Consider the following 10,303-nt stretch of genomic DNA (forward strand, 5'->3'; position numbering starts at 1 on the left):
TACTTCTGCAAAAGAATTTCGAAGATCAATCATGGACTTTTTTGAAATCACTTGGCCAAAAATTTCCCACGATATGGTGGATCGCATCAATGATGATTTTCAATTACTGAAATCGGCACTTTGATTCGTTTTGGGTATAGAATTTGCCAAAAGATCCTTTGTCGTTGCCGCAAGTTTTGGTCTAGCATCCGCTTTGTCAGTTGTCGTGCTCGGAGACGAAAGTGGCTATACAATCACAACCCATCAACAAATGAAAATTGCCACCATAGAAGGCATGTGGAAAACTGAGCCGGCCCCAGCATCTTTTACAATTTTTGGCATTCCAGATCAAAAGAATTTAAAAACAGATTACCAAGTTACTGTTCCTTGGGCCCTAGGCCTCATTGCTACACGATCCTTAGATGGAGAAGTTAAAGGAATTGTGGAACTTGTTGAAGAAGGAAAACAACGAATCCGTAGCGGCATGATAGGATATGGAGCACTAAAGAACTTGCGTTCCCCCGAAGCACAAGAGTCTTCTAAATTAACTTTGAAGCAACATTCAAAGGATTTAGGATATGCCCTTCTCTTGAAGCAATATACCGATGATGTGATCAGTGCGACCGATTCACAAATAGACCAAGCCGCTTGGGATACCGTTCCAAGAGTAGCTCCGCTGTTCTGGAGTTTCCGTATAATGGTTGGCTTAGGATTTTATTTTATCCTGTTCTTTGGATTCGCCTTTTACGTTGCCTCCAGAGGAACTTTGCTTAGCCACCCCAATTTTTTAAGAGTGGCTATTTTAAGTCTTCCTACACCTTGGATTGCTGCTGAACTTGGATGGGTCGTTGCCGAATATGGTCGACAACCCTGGACCATTGATGGCATCTTGCCCACTTTCTTGAGCGGATCAGGATTGAATAGCTCCAGTGTTTGGATAACTCTAATAGCCTTCATCACATTCTATACAATTCTTGCTGTCGTAGATGTCTTACTGATGAAAAAATATATAAAGCTCGGCCCACAGCAGGCACTCGCCCCTAAAGGAGGAAAAGCCCATGCTTATTGATTATGAAATCCTTCGTCTCGTTTGGTGGGCATTATTAGGAGTCCTCCTTATAGGTTTTGCCGTTATGGATGGTTTTGATATGGGAGTCGCAACTCTATTGCCCTTCGTAGGAAAAACAGATACCGAACGCCGCATTATAATTAATACCATTGGCCCCGTGTGGGAAGGAAACCAGGTATGGCTCATACTGGGTGGAGGAGCCATATTTGCTGCCTGGCCCTACGTCTACGCGGTCTCCTTTTCAGGATTTTATTTTGCTATTTTCATCGCCCTATTTGCCATTATTTTGCGACCCGTCGGCTTTAAATTCCGCAGTAAAATGCCCCACAAAACATGGAGATCTGTCTGGGATATATGTTTATTCATCGGAGGAGCCGTGCCACCGCTCATATTTGGCGTCGCCTTTGGAAATCTCTTTCTAGGAGCAGACTTTCATTTTGATGAGACTCTTAGATCCCACTATACAGGAGGCTTCTGGCAACTTTTGAGTCCTTTTGCGCTCTTGTGTGGACTTGTAAGCACATCCATGGTCACCATGCATGGCGGTATCTACCTTGCCTTGAAGACAGAAAACCCCATTTCTAATCGGGCACAAATAGTCGCATTTTATGCAGGCATTTTAACTCTCATTCTTTTTTCTTTAGCAGGATTGTGGTTAGCTTTTGGAATTGAGGGATACACTATTTCTACTCAAATGCTTCATGATGCCTCCTCTAACCCCTTGTCAAAAACTGTAACACGCAATCTTGGAGGTTGGTTAGAGAACTACAAGCTCTACCCTGGAGCCTTCCTCATTCCATTGGTAGCTTATCTCGCAGGACTTTTAACACTTGTATTGTCTAGAGTCCAAAAATTTGGATTAGCCTTTATCACAAGTGCATTGTGCATCACAGGAATCATTACGACGGCCGGAGCAAGTCTATTCCCTTTCCTGTTACCCTCTGCAACAGATCCAGATCATAGCCTTACCGTTTGGGACGCCTCTAGCAGCCAGCTCACTCTCTTCATCATGCTGATTGCTACCGTTATATTTGTTCCTATCATTCTCATATATACATCCTGGGTATTTCGAGTTTTGAGAGGGAAAGTAACCCCTCAATCTCTAAAGGATGAAGAAATTAACGCCTACTAATAAGGGGAAAAAATATGTGGTACTTTAGTTGGGTTTTAGGTCTTGGCTTAGCCTGCTCTTTTGCAATCCTAAATGCTATGTGGTTTGAACTTAAAGAGGATGCCAAAAAAAATCGGCGCTAACTTCTTTCTCTAGCTAAGTTTGACCGCCGTTCCATAGGCGACTATCTCAATCATCCCCCGTGCAACATTGGAAGTCGTGATCCGGACGCAAACAATACCATCAGCCCCAATTTCGTCAGCTTCATCCAACATTCGTTTGACAGCCTGTTCGCGGGTTTGCATCAAAAGCTTTGTATATCCTCCCACTTCTCCTCCGATGATCCCTCGAAGTCCCGCAAGTAAATCTGTTCCAATATTCCGCGCCCGAACCGTATTACCTTTAACGAGTCCCAGAGTTTTTTTAATCTTCTGATCACTGAACATATCTTGGGTTGTAATTTTCATACCAACCTCCTATTTGCGTGATAAACTCAAATTAGTGTGAGTGTGCAAGCCCTTTTGCCGCAATGCGTTCTGCTAATCGTGCAAATGAGATGGATTGTAGCCACACAGTTCCTGTTCCAGAAAGCGAAGCCAAGAAAAATCCTTCTCCCCCGAAAAACATGGACTTCAAATTACCTGCTCTTTGAATGTCGTACTCAATGTCTTTTGTAAACGCCACAAGACAGCCCGTATCGACTAAGAGCTTTTCATCTTTTAGTTCATGTTTCACCACATCACCGCACGCATGAACAAAGATATCTCCCTGCCCAATAAGTTTTTGCAGAATAAAACCTGTGCCTCCAAAAAATCCTGCCCCTAAGCGCTTTGCAAAAGCAATGGAGACTTCAGTTCCTTCCTCCGAACATAAGAAAGAATCTTTTTGACAGATTATCTCTCCTTGAATCTCTTTAAGACTCAACGGAACAATCTTGCCAGGATACGGTTCCGAAAAAGCTACACGTCTTGGCTCTTTGGCGTTATTAGTAAAATGGCAAAGAAAAATTGACGTTTTTGTGAGGATACGCTCCCCCGTATGCATTAACTTTGACAGCATGCTTTCGTCTGGATGGGTGCCATCTCCCATAGTTGCTTCAAACGAAATGCCATCTTCCATGTACATCATGGTTCCTGCTTCGGCCATAACTCTTTCACCTGGCGCAAGTTCAATTTCTACGAATTGCAAATCGCCGCCCAGAACTTTTGATTTTAGTTTGTTTCCCATAACAATCTCTCCCCCTGTTAGATACATTCTAACTTATTTTAGAGATTTTTTCCATTTCCACTTTTTCTTGCTGCGATGCAGATCAATCCCCAACAGAAAACCAAAACTCATCAAGAGGGTCAATAAGGCGGATCCCCCATAAGAAACGAATGGAAGAGGAATGCCCACCACAGGAACCAGGCCCGTCACCATAGCCACGTTTACAAAAACATAAATGAACAAGGTTGAGGTAATACCAATAGCCACAAAGCGACCAAATAAATCGTCCGCTCTAAAACTGATAATAAATCCATAAAATATCAGAAGAGCGTACAGTCCCAAGAGAATCATCGCCCCCAAAAAACCAAATTCTTCACTAAACATGGTAAAAATAAAGTCAGTCTGCTTTTCTGGCAAAAAGTTCAAGTGACTTTGCGTTCCTTTAAGATATCCTCTCCCAAAAAAGCCTCCTGAGCCCAGTGCGATTTTAGACTGAATTATATGATATCCAGTTCCCAAGGGATCTCTCTCAGGATTCAAAAAAGTTAAGACACGATTCTGCTGGTACTCCCGCAAAAAATGCCAAATGAAAGGAATGCTCCCTAAGCTAAGAACGCCGCCAGCAAGAAGTAACGAAGTCCGTACTCCCGCCATAAAAAAAAGAATCATGCCTATGGAACATAAAAGAAGCGTCGTGCCCAAATCAGGTTGGCGCAAGACCAAAATGGCTGGAAGACCTATGAGAACAAGAGGGGGAATCGCCGCAAAAAGCCCTTTGTGATGGTGGTTAACGACTTGTCCAAAATATCTGGAAAGAGCCAACACGAGAGCCGGCTTCATGAGTTCCGATGGTTGAATTTGGATGACCCCCAAATTTATCCACCTCTGTGCTCCCATACCGATGGCCCCTTTCACCTCTACTAAAATCAATAAGAGAAAGCATCCTAGATAAATAAGGTAAGCTTTATCCCACCAAAATTTTGGATCCACATTGGCTATACACAACATCAAGGCAAGGCCAACTCCAAACCGAATAAGCTGAGGAAACAGCCACGGTGAAAAACTTCCTCCGCCAGCTGAATAGAGGGAGATAAAACCAACGGAAGCAATCAGACAAATAATGAAAACGACACTCCATCTTAGACAAAGTAGTTTTCTGAAGTAGAGCGATCCTGAAAGACTCGACATTCTACAGCTTCCTTTTTTGTGCCATTAACAAAAGATCACGTACGATGGGACCCGCTACGGTACTTCCAAATCCACCATGTTCCACTATAACCACAGCCGCATAACGAGGCGATTTGATAGGGGCAAAGCCAATAAAAAGGCCATGGTCTCTAAATTTCCAAGGAAGATCTGCATTCTTTCGAACGCCTGCGCGCCTCTCGGCCATTGTTATGCGCTTGACTTGAGTTGTTCCACTTTTACCTCCCATTTCCAAACCTTTTTCTGTGATGCGAGTACGATAGCCAGTGCCCCGAGGAACATTACTGACCATCTCCAACCCCTTCACAATCAAATCTAAATTAGCCTGAGAAAAAGAAAGCTGTTTATAGGCTGGCTCAGCTTCTCCTCTTATCAAATGAGGCTCAACAGCAAATCCACCGTTGGAAATTCGTGCCAACATAACCACCAGTTGGAGGGGAGTTGCCAAAACGTATCCCTGCCCAATCGATGCAACCAAAGATTCTCCAGGATACCAACTTTCCTTTAAAGCTGCTTTTTTCCACGCCCTAGTAGGAACCAAGCCCGGCTTTTCATCCGGTAGTCCGATGTTCGATAATGCTCCAAACCCAAGTCGCCGTGCCACACTCGCAATGGCATCTATATCTAAACGCTTGCCAAGCTCATAAAAATAAACATCACATGAACGATATATGGCTTCAAGAAAATCAACTTTTCCATGTCCTCCACGCTTCCAACAATGAAAGCGCCGTCCACCCAAAGAAACATGACCTGGGCAATAAAAATTTGTATTCACGTCTACAATATTATTTTCCAATGCCGCTAGAGCCACCACAAGCTTATAGGCGGAACCTGGAGCATATTGCCCCTGGATAACTTTATTGGTTAAAGGGTTATAAGGATCTGAAAGCAGTCCCTTCCAATCTTGATGGGAAATTCCGTTGGTGAATAAATTGCCATCAAACGCAGGATGTGAAGCCATACATAGTACTTCACCCGTGTGAATATTCATAACCACAGCACCGGCACTTTCATGTTTGCTCAAGAGAGAGACGGCATGTTTTTGTAGCTCAAAATCGATGGTTAAGTTTAAATCTTTCCCTTTTTTTGGAACTTGCCTGGAAATTTCTCGAATCAATCTCCCACGCGCATTAATCTCCACCTGACGCGATCCAACAAGCCCTCGAAGTTTGTTGTCATGAAGTTTCTCAAGGCCATTTTTTCCCACTTTTATGCCAGCCGCTGAAAGGTAAGCTCCCTTTTTTTCCTCATCTTTTTCCGTTGGAGCCGAAACATACCCGAGTATATGAGCACCAAACTCTTTAAAGGGATAGTAGCGCTGTTGCACTTCCTCAATGAAAAATCCGGGATAATCTAAGAGAGACATTTCAATTTTTGCCACATCTTTCCATAGTAAACCTTCCTGAATAACGGTCGGCAGAAATCTGGGCTTTTTCTTGATTTCTTTAAGAAGTTTCTCCAATGAGTCGGGGGAAAGATTTATGATTTTTGAAATTTTTTGCAGGGGTTCTACTATATTCTTTCCCACCTGCTCTGGAACAATCATAAGACGAAAGTTGGCTTTACTCGCTGCCACTGTTAAACCTTGTCGATCTAGAATTTTTCCCCGTTCAGGTGCCAGTAAACGCACACTTAATCGGTTGTCTTCTGCCAATAAATGATACTTTTCCCGTTCTAAAATCTGCAAATAATAAAGTCTTCCTGATAGAAGACTCAAACCTGCGATTTGTGCAGCACCTAAAAGAAAGGATCGTCGATTTAAGAGAGTCTTTGGATTCTCATTTCTAAAAATCATTTTGAGTGAATCTCTCAATAAATAGTTTTTGAATGAAAATAAGAATACAACTCATGAAAGGATATAACAACAACGTAAGAAGGGCTTGAAATAAAACGGGAATTCCAGACAAAATATGGCCACTTAGCATTGAAAAGAATAGCCATTTACAAAAAAGCAATAAACCAACAAGCAGACTAAAGGCACTCCACACCATGAAAAATGATGCCTTAATCAGAAGCTTTCTTTGGGGCAAAATAACAAGGTAAAATACAAACCACTCTACCGCCGTTAATCCGAGCAAAGCCCCCTTTAGAACATCAGCACATATGCTGATGACAAAAAGAGAACCAAACGGAAGCAAATCTGGGCGATAGAGAATCCAAAAAAATAGAACGCCATAAACAAGTTGAGGTGATATGAAGGATACACCTGGAATCTGAGCAAAGTCGAAACATAGAGCTATTAAAAGTGTTGTGAAAGGGACAATTTTTCCTTGAAAGTCACTCAGGAATAAGTAGAGAGTCGCCCGATTTAGCTTCATTCTTGCCACTTCCACTCTTGTAAAGAAGCTGGCAAAACACTCGAGACATCCACGGGCACATATTGCTCCACAGCTACAAAACTTAGTCGGTCAAGATCAACAAATGGATGAACGACCATCTCACCATCATCTCGCCTCACAACGACACCAATAGGGATACCCGGTGGAAAAACACCTGCATACCCTGATGTAAAAACGCGCTCACCAAGTTCTATTGGAGAATCCTCATAGGAAGTTTTATATACGTATGTAAGATGGGGAAAATCAGAATTGTCACCTGATAAAATAGCATTAACGCCACTACGCTCAGTCACAATCGGTATTCGTGAATTGATATCCGTTATCAAAAGGACTCGTGAAGAGGTATTGCCCACTTCAATGATCCGTCCCAATAGGCCTTCTGTATTGGTAACCGGATATTCCTTCTTAATGCCATTTTCTTTTCCAGCATTCAGAATGATGTTTCGTAGATATACACCTCCTGGATTAGAGACAACTCTTGCAGGGATAATATCTCGTGGACCATCCTGAGTATAATTTATAATCTCCCGCAACTTTTTGTTTTCGAAGTTTAATTCTTCAGCCTTTCTTTTCCAATTCAGCAGGACGAGTCGCTCTTTCTGAAGCTCCTGCACTTGCTCACGTACAGTAACCATATGTGTCATGTCTTGAATGCTTCTATCTAGAAGATGAAAAGGAGCAGCCACCACCTCGAGAACTGGGGTGGAAAAATCCAAAATAAATTCACGAGCAGATCCCACAAAACCTGGACTTATGCTACTGATGACCAAGAAAATAGCGGCTAAAAAAAAGTACAGCAGAAATGAAACACGATAAGAAAATCCCTTAAACGATGACGAAAGGTTTATTCTACGTAAGGTATTACTTTCTTTTGCGGAAATTTGAGACAAATCTCCCCCTTATCCACACTATCAACTTTAACTTATAAGAACACTTTTCAAAGTTTTCATTTCTTCGAGAGCACGCCCTGTTCCGTGCGCAACACATGTCAGAGGATCCTCTGCAATGGTTACCGGTAGCCCTGTTGCCTGACGCAACACCAGATCAAGATTCTTTAGAAGAGATCCTCCTCCCGTCAAAACAATCCCTTTATCAACAATATCTGCTGAAAGTTCAGGAGCTGTATTTTCCAAAGCAATCTTAACATTTTCAACAATGTTCGTAATTGGCTCTGACAAGCTTTCAGCAATGTTTTTCGAATTTAGAATTATTTCCTTGGGAATACCTTTCACAAGATCACGCCCTTTAATACGCATTTCTTGCTTCTCTTCACCCTCTTCAACTAGAGCGGCCCCTATCTCTTTTTTAATACGCTCGGCACTGGCTTCTCCAACCAACAAATTATGCTTACGCCGGATATAGCCAATGATGGACTCATCCATCATATCACCACCTACACGAACAGACCTTGAGAAAACAATGCCACCTAATGACAACACGGCAACTTCGGTGGTGCCTCCACCGATATCCACGACCATTGACCCAGTAGGTTCGGTTACAGGAAGCCCTGCCCCGATTGCTGCGGCCATGGGTTCTTCAATCAAGTAAACACTTCGCGCTCCGGCGCTCTCTGCGGACTCTTGGATGGCACGACGCTCCACAGCTGTGGATCCTGACGGGACACATATAACGACTTGCGGGCTCGTGAAGCTACGTCTGTTGTGGACTTTATGAATAAAGTGCTTAATCATTTCCTCTGCGACGTCAAAGTCAGCAATAACACCATCCCTTAAGGGACGAATCGCTTGGATATTTCCTGGCGTCCTTCCCACCATATGCTTAGCCTCTTCACCCACGGCAAGCACATGTTGTTTTCCATTTACAGTCGAGATGGCTACAACAGAAGGCTCATTCAGAACAATCCCTCGCCCCTTAACATAAACAAGTGTATTTGCTGTCCCAAGATCGATGGCCATATCGGCCGACAAAAATCCAAGTAATCGTGAAAACATGTTCGCTACTATCTCGCTATAAAGTCCAAAACGGTACCAAAAAGAAGTGTACCACAGAAAAAGCTCTGCCATAAGAGGCAACACATGTTTTCTGATATCTTGATCCCTCCAGGTGCGCAAGCAGAATCCCACTTATGGGCAATAATTTATTCTTCTGGCAGCGCTTCGTACTTATGATCCTCTTTATCAGCAGATGAATCTGCTGCAGCATCCAATAACTCTACTTCTTCAGGAGCACTTGAAACAGGGGTATAGTAAATATCTCCGTCAAAATAAATTTCGTCATACTCTCTCTCAACCTCCCCATAAAACTTGTTTAGCTGTTTTGCCTCGTCGGGACCTGCGACCGCAACCACTTCATGAAAATAGTCATTCACAAACCTACCCAATTCAAATCGCTGCACCCAAATTGCAGGACGGGCAAGCCAACCTGCTATTCTCCTTCCTAGGCTAGGAGCTGCTTCTGCATCAGCTGCTTCATCTACATCTCCTACAACACGTTTAATGCCTCTCTCCAAGAGTGAACCTGCCGCAGCTGCAACTCGCAGAATAAATTGACCTACCTTCACCCCAGGGCTTTCAAATTGAACCGTATACACAGGCACCACTGCTGGAAATAGAAAGAGACCACTTCCCAGAATAAGCGCATTCCTTGCTATCTCCTCAGGTTCCGAAACAATTAAAGCTCCATAAGAATCAAGTCCCCAATAACTAATATAGGGAACATAAACGAGTAGAGCTTTTATATGTGCCCATATAAAACTATCTAAAAGATGTACGTACCCTATCCCACGTGCAACATGTCCCGCACTTGGCTCATTCCCTATAATATGTTTACCAAGTTCTAGCCATGAATAAGCACTGACCAGATAAGTGACTCCCGTGCCAATGATGGCTGGGAGTGTCCCAACAATGACCCCTCCTACGGCCTCCTGTACAGAGCGATGGAGATAGTCGTATCCCAGGAGATATATTGAAGCATCTTCCATCAAAAACTGAAATAAAACAAATAGTGTTGGAATAGAAGTTGCAGGAATACCAAAAGCGAGCGCTCGTTTTACCCACTCAATGGCATGCCCCGATTCTGGTTTCATGGATTGGTAGTTTGTATCCATTTCTGTTCGAAACATTTTGACCATTCTAAGGTGCTTCAGCACATTTGCGGTTTCAAAATCATAACGCCATGTCTCCGTAGGCCTTTTGAGCACCTCATAAAATTCAGAAATTTTATCAAGGCTAAGCATTCCTATGATTCTTTTCCAAACTCTCGCCCTGTCCTTGTGATTAATTAAGGCTTCCGCATGTGTCCCTTTGAACTCTATACCCTTCGTGAATAAAAGTATGGACTTTTAGGAGGCATTACCTTATAAGCTATTGTTATGAAGACGTTTTTAAGCCAATCAGAAGAAGAACAGCTAAGAAAGCAGCATAGGCGAGAGAA

The 10,303-nt window shown here is 43.0% G+C and carries 11 protein-coding genes; 3 read left to right on the forward strand and 8 right to left on the reverse strand.

Going from position 1 to position 10,303, the window contains the following annotated elements; all coding sequences use genetic code 11:
• The first annotated feature begins 130 nt into the window (after window positions 1–130).
• From HOL16_04515 to cydX, 3 genes are read left to right on the forward strand one after another with little or no spacing between them, the layout of a single operon-like run.
• Window positions 131–1,048 carry a hypothetical protein gene (locus HOL16_04515; protein ID MBT5389955.1) on the forward strand — a complete coding sequence of 306 codons (918 nt, stop codon included), beginning with the start codon at window positions 131–133 and terminating at the stop codon, window positions 1,046–1,048.
• Window positions 1,038–2,180, forward strand: coding sequence for a cytochrome d ubiquinol oxidase subunit II (gene cydB / locus HOL16_04520; GenBank protein ID MBT5389956.1), 1,143 nt, complete (start codon window positions 1,038–1,040; stop codon window positions 2,178–2,180). Before HOL16_04515 ends, cydB begins: the two co-directional genes overlap by 11 nt.
• A gap of 14 nt (window positions 2,181–2,194) precedes the next feature.
• On the forward strand, window positions 2,195–2,302 hold the full coding sequence (gene cydX, locus HOL16_04525) for a cytochrome bd-I oxidase subunit CydX (GenBank protein MBT5389957.1): 108 nt from the start codon (window positions 2,195–2,197) through the stop codon (window positions 2,300–2,302).
• A 9-nt stretch (window positions 2,303–2,311) separates the two neighbouring features.
• On the opposite strand, the gene HOL16_04530 is transcribed toward cydX, so the two are convergent.
• The 8 genes from HOL16_04530 to HOL16_04565 all read right to left on the reverse strand — a co-directional run bounded on the left by HOL16_04530 (window position 2,312) and on the right by HOL16_04565 (window position 10,106).
• Window positions 2,312–2,626 (reverse strand): YbjQ family protein, encoded by a 315-nt coding sequence (locus HOL16_04530; GenBank protein ID MBT5389958.1) that lies wholly within the window; start codon window positions 2,624–2,626, stop codon window positions 2,312–2,314.
• 31 nt (window positions 2,627–2,657) lie between these two features.
• Window positions 2,658–3,413 carry a TIGR00266 family protein gene (locus tag HOL16_04535; GenBank protein MBT5389959.1) on the reverse strand — a complete coding sequence of 252 codons (756 nt, stop codon included), beginning with the start codon at window positions 3,411–3,413 and terminating at the stop codon, window positions 2,658–2,660.
• Between the two features lie 6 nt (window positions 3,414–3,419).
• On the reverse strand, window positions 3,420–4,553 hold the full coding sequence (rodA, locus tag HOL16_04540; GenBank protein MBT5389960.1) for a rod shape-determining protein RodA: 1,134 nt from the start codon (window positions 4,551–4,553) through the stop codon (window positions 3,420–3,422).
• A 1-nt stretch (window position 4,554) separates the two neighbouring features.
• A complete protein-coding gene (mrdA, locus tag HOL16_04545) occupies window positions 4,555–6,366 on the reverse strand; it encodes a penicillin-binding protein 2 (GenBank protein ID MBT5389961.1) in 1,812 nt (603 codons plus the stop codon).
• The gene (locus tag HOL16_04550; GenBank protein ID MBT5389962.1) at window positions 6,356–6,889 is read right to left on the reverse strand and encodes a hypothetical protein; all 534 of its coding nucleotides are present in this window, start codon (window positions 6,887–6,889) and stop codon (window positions 6,356–6,358) included. The genes mrdA and HOL16_04550 overlap by 11 nt, the downstream gene beginning before the upstream one ends.
• On the reverse strand, window positions 6,886–7,800 hold the full coding sequence (mreC, locus tag HOL16_04555; GenBank protein MBT5389963.1) for a rod shape-determining protein MreC: 915 nt from the start codon (window positions 7,798–7,800) through the stop codon (window positions 6,886–6,888). Before mreC ends, HOL16_04550 begins: the two co-directional genes overlap by 4 nt.
• A 27-nt stretch (window positions 7,801–7,827) precedes the next feature.
• Window positions 7,828–8,862 carry a rod shape-determining protein gene (locus HOL16_04560; GenBank protein MBT5389964.1) on the reverse strand — a complete coding sequence of 345 codons (1,035 nt, stop codon included), beginning with the start codon at window positions 8,860–8,862 and terminating at the stop codon, window positions 7,828–7,830.
• Window positions 8,863–9,008: 146 nt separating this feature from the next.
• Window positions 9,009–10,106, reverse strand: coding sequence for a hypothetical protein (locus HOL16_04565; GenBank protein ID MBT5389965.1), 1,098 nt, complete (start codon window positions 10,104–10,106; stop codon window positions 9,009–9,011).
• Window positions 10,107–10,303 lie beyond the last annotated feature (197 nt).

Source organism: Alphaproteobacteria bacterium (assembly GCA_018662925.1).
Taxonomy (GTDB): domain Bacteria; phylum Pseudomonadota; class Alphaproteobacteria; order 16-39-46; family JABJFC01; genus JABJFC01.

Excerpts from the sequence above, each read along its gene's own strand:
- cydB (MBT5389956.1), top strand. The coding sequence starts at position 1,038 with ATGCTTATTGATTATGAAATCCTTCGTCTCGTTTGGTGGGCATTATTA.
- cydX (MBT5389957.1), top strand. The coding sequence starts at position 2,195 with ATGTGGTACTTTAGTTGGGTTTTAGGTCTTGGCTTAGCCTGCTCTTTT.
- HOL16_04530 (MBT5389958.1), bottom strand. The coding sequence starts at position 2,626 with ATGAAAATTACAACCCAAGATATGTTCAGTGATCAGAAGATTAAAAAA.
- HOL16_04535 (MBT5389959.1), bottom strand. The coding sequence starts at position 3,413 with ATGTATCTAACAGGGGGAGAGATTGTTATGGGAAACAAACTAAAATCA.
- rodA (MBT5389960.1), bottom strand. The coding sequence starts at position 4,553 with ATGTCGAGTCTTTCAGGATCGCTCTACTTCAGAAAACTACTTTGTCTA.
- mrdA (MBT5389961.1), bottom strand. The coding sequence starts at position 6,366 with ATGATTTTTAGAAATGAGAATCCAAAGACTCTCTTAAATCGACGATCC.
- HOL16_04550 (MBT5389962.1), bottom strand. The coding sequence starts at position 6,889 with ATGAAGCTAAATCGGGCGACTCTCTACTTATTCCTGAGTGACTTTCAA.
- HOL16_04560 (MBT5389964.1), bottom strand. The coding sequence starts at position 8,862 with ATGTTTTCACGATTACTTGGATTTTTGTCGGCCGATATGGCCATCGAT.
- HOL16_04565 (MBT5389965.1), bottom strand. The coding sequence starts at position 10,106 with ATGCTTAGCCTTGATAAAATTTCTGAATTTTATGAGGTGCTCAAAAGG.